The sequence below is a fragment of the Mesorhizobium sp. C264A genome (assembly GCF_040324515.1).
GTDB lineage: Bacteria > Pseudomonadota > Alphaproteobacteria > Rhizobiales > Rhizobiaceae > Mesorhizobium.
Genome location: NZ_JAMYVY010000001.1, coordinates 2497495 through 2515209 on the forward strand (window position 1 = coordinate 2497495; position 17715 = coordinate 2515209).

Genomic DNA, 17715 nt, shown 5'->3' on the forward strand with positions numbered 1-17715 from the left:
GAAAAATGCCGCTTTGGCTGAGGAAATCCGTGTCCTATCCCGCGCTCACCGGACGCCAGCTGTACTGCGGGTTGCGCCAGTCAATCCCGTCGAGCAAACACGCCAGCTGAGCGCTCGTCAGCGACACTGCACCGTCCTTCACCTGGGGCCAAATGAAGCGGCCCTTCTCGAGCCGCTTGGCATAAAGCGACATACCGATCCCGTCATGCCAGATGTCTTTACCAGCGATCCGGCGCGTCCGCGGAAAACGTAGAGATCACCACCGTGGGGATCGCGCTTCAGGTGCTGCTGCACCAGCAAAGCCAGGCCCTGCATGCCCTTCCTCATATCGGTGTGACCCATCGACAGCCACACCCGCGCGCCCGGCGGGATCACCGCAGTGCCTTTACCACTGCCGTAACCAGCGTGGGCGTCGCTCCCGCGAAGATGCTCACCCGGCCGCCCTTTACCACCTCCACGACAATAGCCGGCCGGTGCTCCAGTGGATGGCCGACGTCGTCATCGACAACCACCGCCTCTGTAAGGCACGGGTCCGGGACGTGCTCGCACAGCTTGCGCGCCACGTGTAGATCAGCGGCGTCGAAACGTCATGCCGCTGCGCCACCTGCGTCACACAGGTCTCGGCGAAAACGCCTCCTCCAAAATCTGGCGCCGTTCCGCCTCGTTCCACCGCCGCCGACGTTCGGGGCCTGTGAGCAACGTGATCTGACCCATCAACTGCTCCTAAGTGCGCTCATAAGAGCACGCTTAAGACCACTCGTTCATCACCCGAACAAGGCGCGACACGCCGGATGGATACTCAAAATGCACCCCACCGGTCAAAAGCGGAAACAAGCCGATCGACGACGACAACACCCTATGCCGCCAACGTCACAACATCGAGAACATGTTCGCCAAGCTGAAGGACTAGCGGCGCATCGCGCCCAATTTGACCGCTACGCACACACCGTCTTCTCGGCAATCTGCATCGCAGCCGCCGTGGCCTTCCGTCTTAATCAATGAGCCTGATGCTAGCTGGCCTGTTAACCATCGACGCGACCCGATTTCGTTCGATCGGGCATTGCTCCAATCCTAGATTAGCCCGCGCATCGTGAGTTCAGCCTTCAGATAGGCATAATAGATCGGCGCGGCGACAAGACCCGGCATACCGAACCAGGCCTCCATGAAAACCATCGCCAGAAGAAGCTCCCAGGCACGCGCGTTGATCCGCGTTCCAATAATCTTGGCGTTCATGAAGTATTCGAGCTTGTGAATGACGATGAGAAAGGTAAGCGAGCCGAGCGCTGCAAGGAAGGAGATGCTGAGGCTGACAACGACGATCACGGTGTTGGAGATCAGATTGCCGATGACCGGCAGAAGGCCGGCGACGAAAGTCAGCGCTATCATCGTCCTGATGAATGGCAGATCGATTCCGAAGGACGGCAAAACAGCGACGAGATAGATCGCCGTTAGAAATGTATTCAACGCCGAAATCCGAATTTGCGAGAACACGATGTTGCGAAAAGCCTTGCTCAGAATTTTGACACGATCCGCCAGCGCGATCGCCAGTGGGCCGGGCTCGCCCGATGGCGCCGCCGAGTTCACCGCGATCAAGCCGCCGATCACCATGCCGACGATAATGTGGACCACCAGGACGCCGACATCTCGCCCGACGAGTTGAAGCTGGCCGGCATGTTCGCGGAGCCACCGGGCCGCGAAGACTTCCAGTTCCTCGATATTCGACGGAAAATAGGCCATCGCCCAGGTCGGGAGATGGACACGCGCGGTATCGATGATCTCGGCCATCTTCTTGAGGAGCGTCACGACGTTCTCCGAACCGCCAGTCAATTGCGACACGCCGCTAAAGATAGCGGCGGCTATCAGGAGCGTGAAAATCAATGCCACCAAGGTCAACGCAAGGCTTTTCGTCAGGCTGTTGGAGACGCCGATTCGATGGAGCATCGGTGCGGCGAAATGAACGAGGTTGAACACGAGAAGGCCCGAAAGCAGTGCCGGTAGTAGGCCGAGCTCGAGAACGGCGACCAGCGCTATAATTGCGAGCAGGCACGACGCGACATAGAACCGTGAGAAAGGCAGCACTTTTCACCTGCTGAAGCAGCCAAGTCCTCTCCGGGTTTCCATTAGCTTTGATACCCGGTGATGCGCAAGCGAACACGCACCCAATACGTGTGTGAGGCTAGCCGCCTACATTTCTTCCCGGTTTGCAGCTTGATGGTTGTCGTTCATACTTTGATCCATGCGACACGGTCCGTGGTCGAATTGGCATGTGCGCCTTCGGAACGCTCGTTCTGCCCGACAAGGCGTGAATCAATCGTCGCGAACGGCAGTAAGAGACATGCGGCTGCCATCCTGCGCGATCATTGATTTAATACCGAGCGAGCCGGCGTCCGCTGGGTAATTTGCTGGCCATGACCTTGTCGATGCGTCTGCCGTCAAGATCGACGACTTCAAACCGCCAGCCGTCCGCTTCGACCGTTTCGCCTGTCGCCGGCAAATGGTGCATGTGCGACAGGATGAAACCGGCAACTGTTTCATAATCGCGATTTTCTGGGAGCTCGATGGCAAGGTGATCACACATCTCGTCAACGGGCATATACCCCGCAAGCAGCCATGACCCATCCTCGCGCTGCACGGCGGCCGTTTCTTCCTCGGCTTCCAGATCGGAACGGAACACGCCTGTGATCGCCTCGAGGATGTCGGCCGGCGTCACAATGCCCTCGAAATGACCGTACTCGTCATGGACCAGGGCCAAAGGCACCTGTGCTCCTTTCAGTGTTGTCAGCACATCAAGCGCATCCGCCTGGTCGTGCACGATCGGCGCATTCTGCAGGTCAGGCCTGAGATCGACCTTCTGCCCATTGAGCATGCCCGCCAGTACCTTGCGGGTCTGCACGACGCCGATCATTGCATCGACCGTACCTTCGGCAATCGGCAGCAGAGAATGCTCCGTCTCGATGATCGCCTTGCGCACTCTCGTTTCTTCCCAGGTAATGTCGATCCAGTCCACATCGGTCCGTGGTGTCATAACGGCGCGCACCGCCCGGTCTCCCAGACGCATGACGCCCGCGATCATCCGGCGTTCGTCTGCCTCGATGGTGCCGTGATGCTCGGCTTCGGCAACCAACATTTTGATTTCCTCATCGGTGACTTTTTCCTTGGACTCGCCTTTCTGGCCTAAGAGCCACAGCAAACCACGACCGGAGAAATCCAGTAAGAACACCAGCGGTGCGCCAATTTTCGCAACGATGGTCATCGCCGGAGCTACACGCATTGCTATGCCCTCCGGATTGCGAAGTGCAATCTGCTTGGGAACAAGTTCTCCCACGATCAGAGAGGCATAGGTGATGACTGCCACTACGATACCGACACCCAAGGCGTCTGCAATGTTGCCGGGCACGCCGCTAGCGGCCAAGACAAATGACAGGCGCTCGCCCAGCGTAGCGCCTGAGAAGGCCCCGGAAAGCACGCCCACCAATGTAATCCCTATTTGGACAGACGATAGGAATTTTCCGGGATCGGCACCAAGCGCCAGCGCACGATTGGCACCCTTCAGGCCTCGTTCGGCCATACCTTTGAGCCTAGCCGGTCGCGCCGAGACAACGGCTAGTTCCGACATTGCAAGCAGGCCGTTGATGCAGATCAGGACGACGACGGTCGCGAGTTCAATGTAAAGCATAGCGAACGTTTAGCATCTGCGAAGCGGGAACGAAAAGGTGCATTCGACCACTATGTTGCAGCGATCCGTAGCAAGGACCGACGGCAGATACACCAATGCGACTGCTTGAGCGGAAGGTCGGACAAGCTCGTACTACTGAACTTGGTGCGCTAAGCCTGGACGGACGGGACCGATCATAACGTTTAGGGTGAAAAGCAACCTTCCAAGGGCGGTACGCTCGATCAACGCGAGACTCGTGTTCGAAGATTCGCAAGGCAACAGGTTGGCCGAGATGCCGGTCCCGCGAACGATTTGCTGGCGTCAGCACCAGCATAGTGACCGATACGTCACACCCAGGGCGCGATCATGCCCGGCGATCGCGGTCATGCGTTGACAACCGGCGTGCCACGCTGATCGAGCTTGATTGGTTCATACGGGAACGGGCGGCGAGCGTGGGTGTATCCCCTGCTCATCGGGGGCGACACATGAAAAATACTAGGCACGCGCTCATGGCGCTGACCGCCCTTGTCCTGGTGTTTGCCAACGGATTGGGCCTCGAAGCCCTCGCGAAGGGCCTCACCGTCGTTCCTCCCGGAAACCGGTTCGAGCAGCAGCCGCCGATTCCCGCAGCGTCAGCGAATAGGACGCGCGCCTTCAAGACAACTTACGACGCCAAGTACCACAAGATTCTGGCGTTGCTGAGTAACGATAAAAAGCTCGTGCAACAGATCAAGGATACGGCCGCTGCCTATGGTATCGATCCGATCCACGTTGTCGGCGCGCTTGTCGGCGAACATACCTACAATGTCAGCAGCGTTGATGCGGCGCAAACCTACTACGTCAAGGCCCTGGCATACGCCAACGCGGATTTCGAATTCCGCTACAAAGGCATTTCGCTGCAGTCGTTTGTCAATCGCCCGGAATTTTCCGGCTGCACCCCTGCCAAAGGGAGTTCGGCACTGTGGAGCTGCCGAACCGACGTCTGGAACACACAGTTCCTCGGAAAAACTGTCGGCAATGTCGCCTATGAGAACGTGACCTTTCAAAGGGCGTTCTTTCAACCGTTCTTCGCCGGCCAGACGTTCGGGCTTGGCCAGATCAGCCCTCTGGCGGCGCTGGAAGTGACCGACCTGGTCAATCGGGTGAGCGGCTTTGAAAAGCTCTCACCCGATCGGCCGCAGGCAATCTACCGCGACATCATGGATCCGAAGCGCAGCGTGATCTACACGACCGCCATCCTGCGGGAGGCGATCGACGCGTATGCCGAGGAGGGGTTCGATATTTCCGGGAATCCGGGCATTACAGCAACGCTCTACAATGTCGGCCAGCCGCAACGTCGCGCAGCCGAACTTCGCGAAGCTGCGGCAAAGGGATCCGGACGAAAGCTGCCGGTGGAGAATTACTACGGCTGGTTCGTAAACACCAAACTCGATGAATTGCGAGCCCTTCTTGACGGTCAAGGGTGAGCAATCAACGCTGGCCGCCGCGCGGTTAAGCGCGTTGGCAGACCATCACCCGCAGGTCAGGCGCCGCGCAGACGGAGCAGAGCCCGACATTGGTGGCGAAATTCGGAAGGCGGCATTTTCTAGAGTTGGCCTAAGTGCCATTCGAGCACCATTGAACTCAGAACGTCACGCGAGAATGTCAACGCGACGAACCCCCCCGGCAGTCCAATATGACTATGGCAAGTTTATCCGCATCTCGACCCGCCGGTTGACCGGGTCGTAGGGATCGGCGACTCTCGGATGGCTTTTGCCCTCGCCAATTGCCCTGATGCGTGACGGTTCGATTCCGTTCGATAGGAGGAATGCCGTCACTGATTGCGCCCGTCGTTCCGAAAGTCCTTGATTGTAGATAGCCGAGCCCGAGGCGTCGGTGTGGCCTTCGACGATGAAGTTATGCGCCCTTAGACGGTTGTCTTTCAGCGCCTTGGCAAATTCGCCGAGTTTTGTTCGCGCCTCCGGCTGCAACTCAGCAGAATCGAGGCTGAAATTGATCAACATGTCGAGGCCGGTTGGCACTGACGCGTCCGCTTTGCTCTTGCATTCGTCTTCAGTGCCGATGCATATTCCACGCGACGGGCCCAGATCAGTCGCATTGCCGAAAAACTTGACGATGTCTTCTGACGTTTGGACAGGGTCGGCAAACGAATTTGAAGACGCCAGCACAGTCGCCAGCACCAAGAAAGAAGTGCCTATCCGCATAGCGGCCTCCAGCATGGAAATCGACGTCACGATCGGATAATTCCCAAAATAAATCCGGAGCGCGTGCCGGGTCAACCACACTATGGTTGCGACAAGCCGAGATAAGTTACTCATTCAGCTGTTTCAGGGTGACAATCAGGCTCTTTGTGACTGCTGCCACTCCGCTGCCGGCGCGGTCAAGGATGCGAGAGACCAGCCGGCGCCACGTTTTCCTAGTGCTGCTGGGCTTTCACAGCTCGTGACCGCTTCCGTCGGAGGACGCCAGCCTCGAATTCGAGATCAGGCGCCAAGGCAGCGAGACGCTGGAGCCGCTGCAGGTCTCGACGGTGCCGCGCGCCTCGCCGGGCGACGAAGTCGACGGACCTGCGCGCCCTTTCTGCCGCCGCCTTCCATGTGCCGGACAGCCAGGGCCGTAAGGCGATCCGCTCAAACAAGGTTATTCGCGCCCAGTTGCGCCATGTCGGCCGGCTGGGTGACTATCTCTCGGAAAAGCGCGATGCCTTGCTTGCCCTGGGGCGCGCCATCGATTTCGCGTCCGCGATGACCGGGGACTGGGGCGACGAGAAGGTAGCGTCGCGAATGAACGGCCTGAAGCAAGGCGTGGCTTCGCTGGACGATTATGAGGTCCATCTCTCCGATAAGGTGCAGTTCCTGCTCGATGCCATGGTCGGGCTGATCGGCATCTCCCAGAACGACATTTTCAAAATCCTCACCATCGTCTCGATCGTTGGCATTCCGCCGACCCTAATCGCGGGCATCTACGGCATGAACTTCAAGACCATGCCCGAATACGACTGGGCCTTCGGCTACCCCTATGGACTGGCCATGATCGCTTTCAGCGCTATCATTCCGTTGGTTGGTTCAAGTGGCGGGGTTGGTTCTAAATATCGGGATTTGTCGCCTTGGTAGGGGTGAAGCAGGAAACCAACGAATGAGGCTCGCCGAGATCACGCAAGCGACCATCGCTTTTATGCGGGCGCATGAGGCATGGGGCATTCCGCTCGTGACCATGCTGGCCTTCGGCGAATCGCTGGCCTTCATCTCGCTCTTACTTCCCGCGACCGTGATCCTCGTTGGCATCGGTTTTCTGATCGGCGAAAGTGGGATCGCGTTCTGGCCGTTGTGGCTCGCCGCTATCGTCGGCGCGGCACTTGGCGATTGGCTGTCTTTCTGGGTTGGCACGCGGCTGGGAGACCGGGTTTCGCACTATTGGCCGCTGAAGCGTTACCCAGATCTGCTTCCGCGTGGCCATAGATTCTTCGAACGCTGGGGTGGGCTTGGGGTGTTTATCGGCCGCTTCTCCGGTCCGTTGCGGGCATCCGTTCCGCTGGTTGCAGGTATCTGCGAAATGCGCGTCCTGACATTCCAGATCGCCAACGTCTCCTCGGCGATCCTCTGGGCGACAGGGATACTCGCGCCCGGTGCGTTCGGCCTCAAATGGCTGCAGGCTTGGATGTAGGCGACTCACGCCGGGCGAGCAGCTTGTCGATCCGCCTTCCAAGCAGTTACCCTTGAAGGCGCGGTAAGCCGCTCGCCCCGATCAGTGCACAGTGTCGGCCTTAGCGATTGCCCCTGGCCACCCGCCGGAGGGCCGGGTGGCACCCACATGGCCGAACCTCGACAACCGTCGCTAGAAAATGGCGATTTCGCCGAACTTTTCGACCCATAAGCCCGACCAGAGACGTGTATGCTGCATGCTTGGTCCTTGAGGATTGCTAATGGACAAGCCAGCCAAAGCGCCACTGTTCTCATATTTGGTCAAGCCGCACTTTCGGTTAAAATCGCCGGATCGCCTTCTCTCTGAAGCGGAGTTTGATCTTGCCCGGATAACTGTGGAGGATTTTCGGTTCGTGACCAGGGAGATGACCACAAATGTGGCGGAACTGCCCGCTGAAATCCGCGGTCGCAGTACCATTCTGCGGCGTTTGCTATCGGAGAGAGACTTGTTCAACGCGGGACGCCTCTTGATCCCGAGTTCGGGCCTGAGAGTTCTCGCGCGGATGCTGGATTTCGACCCTATTCACCCCGCCGTGCTTTTGACGTGCGGTAACTACCCTTGGGCCGGGGATCGGCTCCCGAATATCGCTGCTGTGTTCTCGCTAAAGGGGCAACCTCCTTTGACTGGGACCCCTTGGCGATTTCGGGACGACGCCGACGTCTCCCTCTCGGAATATCTGAAAGGTCTCGCGATCGCGGTACATGGAACACCGGTGCGGCGGAGGGAGGTCATTAAATACGTCGCGGATAAGAAGGCCGCGCATGTTTCGGATCATCGGAAACACTTGAGCGAGAAAGCAATCGACAGAGCGTGATCTCACATGTCGATCACAATTGAAAACCAAGGAAAGGAAAAATTCAACTTAACATGGTATATCTTGAGCTTCTTGCCGTTATTCAGCCGTTGAAATGGAGCGAGAGCATCACCCACTACATCACTAGAATGGATAAGTGGCTGAGATCAGCCGAGATTGTCTATCCGGAAGGAGCCCGATACGAGAATGTCAACCTGCCCATTGAACCGCTTTAGCGACGGAAAATCGGCGCTGCGCCCAACAGGCATCGCCGGAACAATCTTCATTGCCGCCCAAGTCGGTAACGTCGCGCGACATGGCCAACCGGCGGCCGGCCAACGTGTACGGGGATGCAGCGGCGCGGACATGGAGAGGCTGCTAGTCTCGTTCCCCACGCCTCTGGACCAAGCCTTGGAGATGCCGACCTTTGGGGCGAAGGCGAAGCCGACAGCCGCGCGCATAACCGGCGTGGGGTTCTTCGACCGCATCCATGGCGCCACCGGCACCTCATCGCTGAACGGCTTGAACTGCACCAGATCCTGAAGATCGAGTGGCTGTAGCGACGAAGACTCTGGCGCGGGATGCCAAGGCGCCGCGGGGGCAGACGTTGCCCAGGCTTAGAGCGGCGACGCTTGGCTAACATGCCGGCGTCCAAGTCTCGCAGCTCGGAAGTTTCACCCTTACGGCTCTCCCAAAGAGTCTCGAAGGGGCGATGAAGCGGGGCCAGTTCATCCCCGGGACGAAATCCGACATACGTCGATCAAGCCTGCCCCAGAGCAAATACATGCGCCCCGACGTCCTTCACAAGTGCCAGCAATTCGGGCTGAGGCGTGACCCAGAAAGTTCGAAAAGCTTCCAGGAACCCCAGCCAAGGCACGTCATGCCCACTGACAGCCAGTACATCCTCGAACGCATCCGCCAAGGATGCGTGGAGTTGTCCGACGACGAGTTCGTCATCGACAGGCTGGTCAAATATGTCGGCAACGGCAGGATCCGCTGGCATGTCGAATTGCGTAGGCACCGCATCGAACTGACGACCGGCCAGATCAAGAAGCAGCCGACCTTTCGCAAGAAAATCCTCGAACAGGCTGGCGTGCTGCCGCCGCAGCGTACCGGGGCCGACTACCGGCGATGGGCTCTCGATCTGAGGCGGAATGCCATCGAGCTTCCCTGGCGGGACAGGCCGGTCGATGCCGGTTTTGCCATCGACAGGCTGACCAGCCACGGCGATGGGCGCTGGACGGTGGAATACCAGGGCAAGGCGATAAAATTCACGACGACCAAACTGCGCCGGCAACTCAGTTTCCGCAAACGCATGCTGACCAAGGCCAAGGTGCTGCCGCCCGAATTGGCGCCGGCTGCCTATCGCAAGTGGATGGACTGGCTCATTCAAAACGCGACTGAGGAAGTGCCGCAGGCCGGCGAAACCTCGATCACAGAGAAAAGCTGGCTTGACGACCTGCCGGAGCTGGCCGGCTGGGAAGATGAAGCGCCGCCTGAGAATTGATTGGGTTCCAATGATGTCATGCGCCGCTGGCGTGCGATCCGGTCGACGCTGTTGGGCACTTCACGTAAACAGGCTAAGATCGGTCCCGGCAGGGAGGACTTTTGCAATGGCCGAACCAGAGGACAGAGATATCAGGGAATCGCGCCGCATCCTCCGGGACATCAAGCAACAGAACGGCCCGGCAGGCTTTAGTCGTCTCCCTTACGGGGACCGGTTGCTTAGCCTGAGCGAGAAATATCCTGATCAGATCGTACGGTATTGGCCAGTTGGCCTTATCGTTGTCTTTGGGCTCCTCGCCCTGTTGATCTATTCCGCCTAGCGCAATGGGCATTTCTCGGCGCGCTCTGACGAAGTTCCTCGGCATCTCAATATGGATTTATCCGCATTTTAACTAATGTAGATAATTCTTACAGGCCAGCGTTCTCCCGGTTGGTGGGTGGAGTGGAATGACCGACCTTGTGGATGAGGATGAGCTTCCGGCACCCAGCCGATCCGGCCGCTGGCGCGCAATGGCTTTGGCGACACTCCAGATCGTCCCGCCGGTCATTTCCGTGGGATGCGCCATCATGGCCGGCTATTTCGCCTTTGCGATCGCCAGCAAAAAACCGCCGTTGACATGGCCGCTTTGGCCGTGTCGATCATGAAATCCGGCGATGCTTCACCGGAAATGCGCGATTGGGCAGCGGACGTTCTGGGGATACAGACCGATATCGAAATGCCTGCCAAAACTGCCCAGCAATAACCACCTGCCAGGCTGATATTCTTCCGGCAGGAGTTTGGTCGCCGCCCAAGCCAGCGGCCGGCGCCGCTCATCCAAGAGATTGCCTGAGGAGGCGCCGGCCAGGCGGGCATTGGGGTACCCGCCGACGCTACATTAGCATTCACGCATAGATATGATATGGCGCGAACGCGGAAGTGCCTGCAGCCACGGGACTACAGCAATTTTTCCCAAGACCTGGGCCCGCAACGCTGCAAGGGTTGTGGCGCCAGCGTTTCAGCGCGGCTTGCCTGGAGACAGTCATGACGACGTTTCTTACCGCTCTCGCATCCGAAGGTCCGCCAGCCGACCGGGCGAAAGACATGGACCTGTATGGATGGTTGATCGGCAGTTGGGACATGGAGACGGTCCACCACCGCAACGACGGCACAAATCAGAAATCGGATGGCGAGTGTCATTTTGGCTGGGTGCTCGAAGGCCGCGCCATTCAGGACATCTGGATCAGGCCCAGGCGCCCTGCCCCGTCCACCATGTATGGCACGACCTTGCGCGTCTTCGATCCCGGGATCGGTGGCTGGCACGTTATCTGGAGCGATCCGCTCAACCAGGACTATTCGCGCCAGATCGGGCGGGCCGAAGGCAAGGACATCGTCCAGATGGGCGCCGACTCGCGCGGCCTGCAGGCGCGGTGGCGGTTCACCGAGATCACCGCCGCGAGCTTTCACTGGATCGGCGAGGAGAGACGAGCGGAGAGCGACCCCTGGCGCGTGACATATGAACATTTCGCGCGCCGGACGGGATCCTGAAGCACGCCTGTGCATTCAGCCCCTCGTGCCCTTGCGCCCGCATGCAAGTCGCGTCATGACTGGCCTGGGGGGAATCTCAAATGAAATCAAGTATTCTTGCCGCCTTGGCGGCAGCGCTTGCTGTTTCCGGCTGCGCATCAGTGGTGCGCGGAACTACAGACAAAGTGTCCATCAATTCAGAGCCGGCGGACGCGGCAATACGAACATCCCTCGGGCATTCCTGTCCTGCATCGCCATGCACTGTCGAAGCAAGCCGTAAAGAAGGCTTTACCGCCTTTGCCGAGAAGGAAGGCTACAAGCCAGGCAGCCTTTACATAGGCACCAAGATGGGCGGGAAAGGTGCGGCCGGGCTTGCCGGAAACATTCTGGTCGGCGGCCTGATCGGCGTCGGCGTCGATGCGATGACCGGCGCAACGCTCGATCATTTTCCCAACCCGGCGCTGATAACCCTCGTTCCTGTCGACGCCCCCGGCGAAAGCACGAAGGCGGTGGTCCCGCCGCCTGCCCCGCCGGCGAAAGGCAACAGCGCGCATACCGGCGTCTGAACGAAACGGCGAAGGGCGTATTCCCGGCCGTTCGTTGCCGGATTGCTTGTAGCCGCTGAGGCAGGCCAGCGCTGCCGTCGGGAGCCGCCTTATGGCGACAAGGCACGTAGCGCTGCGGCCGCCGCGTGGTATTCGACGAAGTTTTTGGGGCAATCGCGTTGCGCCACGCGATACAGGCGCAACGCTTCATCGTCGTGCTTCTGCAGTCGGTCAAGTTCCGCCGTGAAGAAGTTCGCCTCGCAGGCTTGCCCGGTCTTCCTGGCCGCATCCGGGTCATCGGCGGCGGCAAGGACGGCCTCGGGCGTCAACTCGCCAAGCAGCATGCGCACCACCGGCGCCGGCCATTTTGTCATGTCGAGCTTGCTTTGCGCCCCCTGTAGACTGCCGGGAAGCCCGTTGCGCCGTTGGGCGAGATCCGCCCAGATAGCTAGATAGGCGTTGTCCGGCGCCAGCCTGGCGGCCTGTTCCATGTCGGCTCGCGCATCGGCTATCGGGCCGGAATAGTAGCGCAGGAGTCCCCGGTCCTGAAAGCGTCGAGCCTGCGTCGGGTCGAGCAGGATGGCCTGGCTGATGTCGGCGATAGTCCTGCCGTCAGCCGCCTTGTTGCGCCAAGCCAGCCCACGGTTGTTTAACGCGTCGGCATCAGTCGGGTCGAGCAGAATAGCATGATCGAGGTCGGCGATGGCGCGGTCGTCATCGCCCTTGCGCCACCAGGCATATCCCCGGTTGCTGTAAGCGAGCGAAAAATCCGGATTAAGGCCGATGGCTTGGTCGAAGTCGGCGATGGCTTGGTCATAGTCTTTTTTGTAAAGCCAGCCCAAGCCCCGGCTGGCGTAGCTGAGGTCGCTCTTGGGATCCAGCGAGATGGCTTTGTCGCCGTCGGCGATCGCTTGGTCGTACTCGCCCTTACCCACCCTGGCCAGACCCCGGCCGGCATAGGCCAGGGCCTGCTTCGGATCGAGCTTGATGACCTCGTTGTAGTCGGCAATGGCGTGGTCATAATTGTCCTTATCGAGCCACGCATTGCCTCTGTGGAGGTAAGCATCCTGCCGGTTGAAGTGGATATCGGCGAGATTGGCGTCGATTTCTATCGCCTGATTGTAGTCCGCAATGGCTTGATCGAAATCGCCCTTGTATCCCCAGGCTATGCCGCGATTGGTGTAGGTGCGGGCCTTCGGACTGAGGCTAATCGACCGGCTGTAGTCGGCGATGGCACGGCCGTAGTCCTTCTTCTGGCTCCAGGCCCAGCCTCGATTGTTGTAGACGATGGAATCTTCCGGTCCAAAGACGATGGCTTGATCGTAGTCGGCTATGGCGCGGTCGTAGTCGCCGATGTCGGCCAGTGCATTTGCGCGCATGGAATAAGCAATGACATGGCTGCGATAGGATTCGGTATCGTCCGCCATGACATGCGTGCAAGCCGCGATCCGCCGTGCGGCTTCCGCATCGTGATCGGTACAGGTTTGGTAGTCGTTGCCCGAGGCCAAGGCGGGAACACACAGCCCAAGCAAAACGACCAGACCGGCCAGCCAAAACAGACCGGAACCCTCCCCAACCGACCGCTCGACTTGCCGCCTATGAAACATTGTGCCAGCACAATTTGAAGAGTTGCGGGCCTCCATCCAATTCATCGAACAAATCTCTGTGCTTCGCAAGTCATCGCGGCAAAGAAACCAGCTCTAGCCAATCCCCTGTTCCAACTCCGCGATCTGGTGGCTGCCGAAAGGATTAGCCGCGTCGGCACGCCATGATCGGCGACAGCGTGCCTTCGGCCGATCTTGAAAGTCTGCCCGATACACGCCTAATCAGCCGCCTCGTAGCCTGCGATGCACTTGGTCTCGAAAGTCCTTAACCCGGTGCGCCTGTTGGCGAAGTATGGACATAGCCTAGCGCCACCACGGTCGACACCAAACGAGTATCTCAAACCCGCCGGTACAAGCGCGCCCAAGAACCTTCACATGTACTGAGCGCGAACAGAGGCTAGACAAGCGAAGATTCCAATAGCATTGTTGGCACTGGGACGGGGCTCGACCGGCAATCGCAAACGATGCTTGTCGGTGGTTGGCAACTGCTAAACCATACAGCCGTAATTGCCACGGCTGCGAGACCAAGGAGTCCCAAGGATGCCGAACCCAAGCCAAACCAGCGATCAATGGTGGGTCAACGACCAGACGCCGGACAACCCGTACGGCAAAAGCGAAGATTACGGGGCCTTCCTCACCTACCTTGGAGCGCTGGACCGGTCGATAACGCCGGCGATCGCGGCGGGAACGCTGAGGATCAATGTCTCCGAGCTCAATGACCATCCCGAATACAAGGCCGCCGCGATCGGCGCCTTGCAGATGTGGGCCAGTGTCACCCCGTTGAAGTTCGAAATCGTCGACAATGCACCATACAACAGCGCAACGGACTGGATGCAGGTTGTCAGCCCCGAACTGGGCGAAGAGGACGACGGCAGCGCCTATTCCAACGACCGCTATGTCAGCATCGGCCAGCGTTTCCACGACACCGAGGTCAACAAGACGGATATTGGCGGCTATGTCTTCGATTCCTTCATCCATGAATTCGGTCATGAGTTCGGCCTGAACCACCCCGGGCTCTACAATTACAGCGGCCCCGGCGGCGTACAGATCAATTATCTGAACAATGCGACCTGGACCTACGACCGTCAGCAATACAGCGTCATGTCCTATTTCGACGGGATCGATGTCGGTGAAACCAGCCGCTGGTCGGCGTCAACGCCGATGATGGCCGACATCGAGGCAGTCATCCGCCGCTTTTTCTCCACCGTCGACGAGAACGGCGTGCGCACCTATCAGCATATCGACCTCAACACGGGCGACAACGTCTACGGCTTCGGCAGTGCCGTGGACGGCTACCGGCTGACCTCCTCGGGCATGCAGCACGATATCGGTTTTGTCATCCATGACACCGGAGGAACCGACACGATCGACTTCTCCGGCTCGACGGCCGGCACGATCCTCGATCTGCGCGCCGGACAGTTTTCCAGCGTCAACGGCCATAGCAACAATGTGTCGATCTTTGCCGGGCACAACGCCGACGGCACGGACTATTACATCGAGAACGGCATCGGCAGCAGCTATGACGACGTCCTGATCGGCAATGACGGAGCCAACGTGCTGGATGGCCGCGGCGGCGGCGACCGCATGGCCGGCAATGGCGGCGACGACACCTACTTCGTCGATTCTCTCGACGACATCGTGCGCGAGGAAGCGAATGGCGGGAATGACACGGTCGTTCTGCTGAACCGGAACTTGAATATCCGGAAAATCGCCAACGTCGAACACATCATCTACGCCGACGGGTCGACACTCCAGCCTGGAGACGGCGGCACCGAAACCGCACCGACCATCGGCGACAACACGATGACCAGCGTCATCTTCGGCGACAATGGCAACAATACGCTCGACGGCGGCGCCGGCGACGACACGATCTTCGGTCAGGGCGGCGATGATCTCATCATCGGCGGCCGCGACTCGCTCGCCAGCCGCGACATCAACAACACCATCGATGTCGCCGACCTTCCAGACCAGACCGAGAGCGACGACGGCAATGACACGCTCTATGGCGGCCGCGGCAACGATACGATCCTCGGCGGCCAGGGCAACGACATCCTCGACGGCGGCGACGGCGACGATACGCTGAGCGGCCAGGATGGCGTCGATATATTCAGGGGCGGCGCCGGCGTCGACACGGTAGACTTCAGCAAGGAGAGCCCCTTCCAACTGCTCGTCAACCTCGAGACGAACGTTGCCAATGGCGGCACCGCCACCGGCGACACCTTCTACAGCATCGAAAACCTGATCGGGTCCGATGACCGCATCGACCGTTTCATCGGTACGTCGGCGGCAAATCATTTCTGGGGCCGGGGCGGCGGCGACTATTTCAACGGCGGCGGCGGCAACGACATACTGGATGGCGGCAATGACGGCGACATCCTTTACGGTGAAGCCGGCAACGACACGATCATCGGCGGCGCCGGCCAGGACTATCTGGATGGCGGCGCCGGCATTGATACGGTCGTCTACGAAGGCAGTTCCGCCGGCGTGACGATCGACCTCGCCAATGGCACGGCCAATGGCGGCGACGGCGATGGCCCGGTGCAGATCGTCGGGCGCGGCACCGTTATCCGGCACGACATCCTGGTCGGCTTCGAAAACGCCGTCGGGTCGTTCTTCGACGACCATCTCATCGGCAACGCCCAGGCCAACAAACTTTCCGGCGGCGCCGGCAACGACACGCTGACCGGCGGTGGCGGCGCCGATATATTGAATGGCGGCGCCGGCAGCGACACGGCGGACTACGCCGACGCGGCCAGCGGGCAAAACCTCAAACTGGGTGGCGGCAAATCCGGCGGCGACACCTATATCTCGATCGAAAATCTGGCTGGCTCGGGCTTCAACGATCACCTGACCGGCGATGGCGCGGCCAATGTGATGACCGGCCAGGGCGGCGCCGACAAGATCGACGGCGGCGGCGGCGATGACACCCTGCTCGGCGATTTCGCCTATCAGGGCGATGCTCCGCCACGCCCGGGCATGGGCACCGGCTACGCCACGCTCGGACCGGACGCGACCAACAATTCGGTCTCGACCGCCTTCGACATCTCGAACAACTTCTCGCTGACCGCCGACCCCGACATCTTCGATTCGACGACCACCCTTCACACCACCGTCAATGCCACCGGAAACGGCTTGGGCGGATATTACAGCATCAGCCTGGCGGCCGGCACGATCATCACCATCGACATCGATGGCATTGCCGACCCCAATGTCCATGACAGCATCGTCAGGGTGCTGGACAGCGATGGCAATATCGTCGCCCAGAACGACGATGGCGGCAACGACCCCGGCTCCAACAACGGCCGCGATTCGAGCACCAGCTTCATCGTTCAGGAAACCGGAACCTACTATATTGTGGAGGGCGAATGGTCGGACTCGGCTCCTGGCGATGGCTGGGTCGAATCCGTGCCGGAGGGCTCGACTTACAAGCTGAACGTGTCGGTCGAATTCCCGCCGGCACCAGCTCAGCCGGGCGTTGCGGGCGCCGATACGCTCAACGGCGGCGGCGGCAGCGACCTTTTGGATGGCGGGCTGGCTGCCGATACGCTGACCGGCGGCGCCGGCGACGACTATTTCCGCTTCTCGACAGAACTCGGGAACGGCAATATCGACTGGATCAAGGACTTCAAGGTCGCCGACGATACGATCCTGCTGGACAACCTCATCTTTGCCAGCGTTGGCGGCGACGGCGCCCTTGCTTTGGGCTCATTCTACAAGAGCGCAGCCGGCGCTGCTCATGATGCCGACGACCGCATCATCTACGACACCGACAGTGGAATATTGTCTTACGACGCCGATGGTTCCGGACAGGGAGCAGCCGTTCAGTTTGCACACCTGAACACAAATCTGGATCTTTCGGCTGCAGACTTCATTGTCATCTAACGCGTTGCCGGGAGGGGGTGCCGTCAGGCTGCCCTCCCGCATACCCCAGCGCAGTGAAAAGGGAGAGGACGCGATGACTGACCGCCGCACGGTGTTAATGGCCGCCGGAGTTGCGGCAGTCGCCGCGGCCACCGGGGCAGCGGCAGCGCAATCGCCAGATATTCGCGCGCCAGATATTCGCGCAACAGATATTCGCGGCGCCGTCACCTTTGTGGGCGGCAAGGCTATCCCGGAAGGTCATCTCGAGATCTATCTTGAGGATCCCGCCATTCAGGACAGTGGGCGACGCCGCGCCGCCAAAACCAGCCTCAAGAGCGAGGGCGGCTCAAAGACGATAGAATTTTCCTTGCCCCTGCCCGCAAGCTCGACCGCTTCACCAACGCTGCAGGTCGTTGCGCGCCTGGAGCGTGCGGACGGCTGGCTGGTGGCGCGGGGCAGCGCGCAGTTCCAGGCCGGCCTGCCCGTCCATGTCACACTCAAGGCAGTTATCTATTGAAGGACGAGATGCCATATCCTGATTGCGA

15 protein-coding genes and 1 pseudogene are annotated in these 17715 nt (G+C 59.8%); 11 read left to right on the forward strand and 5 right to left on the reverse strand.

Going from position 1 to position 17715, the window contains the following annotated elements; genetic code table 11:
• Positions 1-34 precede the first annotated feature (34 nt).
• The 3 genes and pseudogenes from tnpB to NKL04_RS12345 all read right to left on the reverse strand — a co-directional run bounded on the left by tnpB (position 35) and on the right by NKL04_RS12345 (position 3676).
• Positions 35-342, reverse strand: a pseudogene (tnpB, locus tag NKL04_RS12335) (IS66 family insertion sequence element accessory protein TnpB).
• A 729-nt stretch (positions 343-1071) separates the two neighbouring features.
• Positions 1072-2079 (reverse strand): AI-2E family transporter, encoded by a 1008-nt coding sequence (locus tag NKL04_RS12340; protein ID WP_023682875.1) that lies wholly within the window; start codon positions 2077-2079, stop codon positions 1072-1074.
• A gap of 286 nt (positions 2080-2365) precedes the next feature.
• Positions 2366-3676 (reverse strand): hemolysin family protein, encoded by a 1311-nt coding sequence (locus tag NKL04_RS12345; protein ID WP_352723749.1) that lies wholly within the window; start codon positions 3674-3676, stop codon positions 2366-2368.
• Positions 3677-4164: 488 nt separating this feature from the next.
• Between NKL04_RS12345 and NKL04_RS12350 the strand changes: the two genes are divergently transcribed.
• The gene (locus tag NKL04_RS12350; RefSeq protein WP_023672572.1) at positions 4165-5121 is read left to right on the forward strand and encodes a DUF1402 family protein; all 957 of its coding nucleotides are present in this window, start codon (positions 4165-4167) and stop codon (positions 5119-5121) included.
• A gap of 213 nt (positions 5122-5334) precedes the next feature.
• On the opposite strand, the gene NKL04_RS12355 is transcribed toward NKL04_RS12350, so the two are convergent.
• Positions 5335-5859, reverse strand: coding sequence for an OmpA family protein (locus NKL04_RS12355; RefSeq protein ID WP_023682876.1), 525 nt, complete (start codon positions 5857-5859; stop codon positions 5335-5337).
• Positions 5860-6252: 393 nt separating this feature from the next.
• Between NKL04_RS12355 and NKL04_RS12360 the strand changes: the two genes are divergently transcribed.
• From NKL04_RS12360 to NKL04_RS12395, 8 genes are all read left to right on the forward strand, one after another.
• The gene (locus NKL04_RS12360) at positions 6253-6768 is read left to right on the forward strand and encodes a CorA family divalent cation transporter (protein WP_050591962.1); all 516 of its coding nucleotides are present in this window, start codon (positions 6253-6255) and stop codon (positions 6766-6768) included.
• Positions 6769-6790: 22 nt separating this feature from the next.
• On the forward strand, positions 6791-7318 hold the full coding sequence (locus NKL04_RS12365; RefSeq protein ID WP_023700590.1) for a DedA family protein: 528 nt from the start codon (positions 6791-6793) through the stop codon (positions 7316-7318).
• A gap of 259 nt (positions 7319-7577) precedes the next feature.
• Positions 7578-8171: a hypothetical protein gene (locus NKL04_RS12370; protein WP_023682877.1), complete on the forward strand. Its 594-nt coding sequence runs from the start codon at positions 7578-7580 to the stop codon at positions 8169-8171.
• Between the two features lie 186 nt (positions 8172-8357).
• Positions 8358-8693: a hypothetical protein gene (locus tag NKL04_RS12375; protein WP_156951437.1), complete on the forward strand. Its 336-nt coding sequence runs from the start codon at positions 8358-8360 to the stop codon at positions 8691-8693.
• A gap of 337 nt (positions 8694-9030) precedes the next feature.
• Complete coding sequence (locus NKL04_RS12380) at positions 9031-9657, forward strand: hypothetical protein (RefSeq protein WP_031209288.1); 627 nt, start codon at positions 9031-9033, stop codon at positions 9655-9657.
• Positions 9658-10213: 556 nt separating this feature from the next.
• Positions 10214-10399, forward strand: a complete 186-nt coding sequence (locus NKL04_RS12385; RefSeq protein ID WP_023672558.1) for a hypothetical protein — start codon at positions 10214-10216, stop codon at positions 10397-10399.
• A gap of 278 nt (positions 10400-10677) precedes the next feature.
• Entirely contained in the window at positions 10678-11181 is a 504-nt protein-coding gene (locus tag NKL04_RS12390; protein ID WP_023700592.1) for a hypothetical protein, read from the forward strand.
• An 80-nt stretch (positions 11182-11261) separates the two neighbouring features.
• Positions 11262-11726, forward strand: a complete 465-nt coding sequence (locus tag NKL04_RS12395; protein WP_023700593.1) for a hypothetical protein — start codon at positions 11262-11264, stop codon at positions 11724-11726.
• Between the two features lie 89 nt (positions 11727-11815).
• Here the strand turns inward: NKL04_RS12395 and NKL04_RS12400 are convergent, their stop codons facing one another.
• A complete protein-coding gene (locus NKL04_RS12400; RefSeq protein ID WP_198029293.1) occupies positions 11816-13348 on the reverse strand; it encodes a tetratricopeptide repeat protein in 1533 nt (510 codons plus the stop codon).
• A 501-nt stretch (positions 13349-13849) separates the two neighbouring features.
• Between NKL04_RS12400 and NKL04_RS12405 the strand changes: the two genes are divergently transcribed.
• Positions 13850-17191 carry a M10 family metallopeptidase C-terminal domain-containing protein gene (locus NKL04_RS12405; RefSeq protein WP_023700595.1) on the forward strand — a complete coding sequence of 1114 codons (3342 nt, stop codon included), beginning with the start codon at positions 13850-13852 and terminating at the stop codon, positions 17189-17191.
• Between the two features lie 73 nt (positions 17192-17264).
• Positions 17265-17687: a hypothetical protein gene (locus NKL04_RS12410; protein ID WP_023682883.1), complete on the forward strand. Its 423-nt coding sequence runs from the start codon at positions 17265-17267 to the stop codon at positions 17685-17687.
• Positions 17688-17715 lie beyond the last annotated feature (28 nt).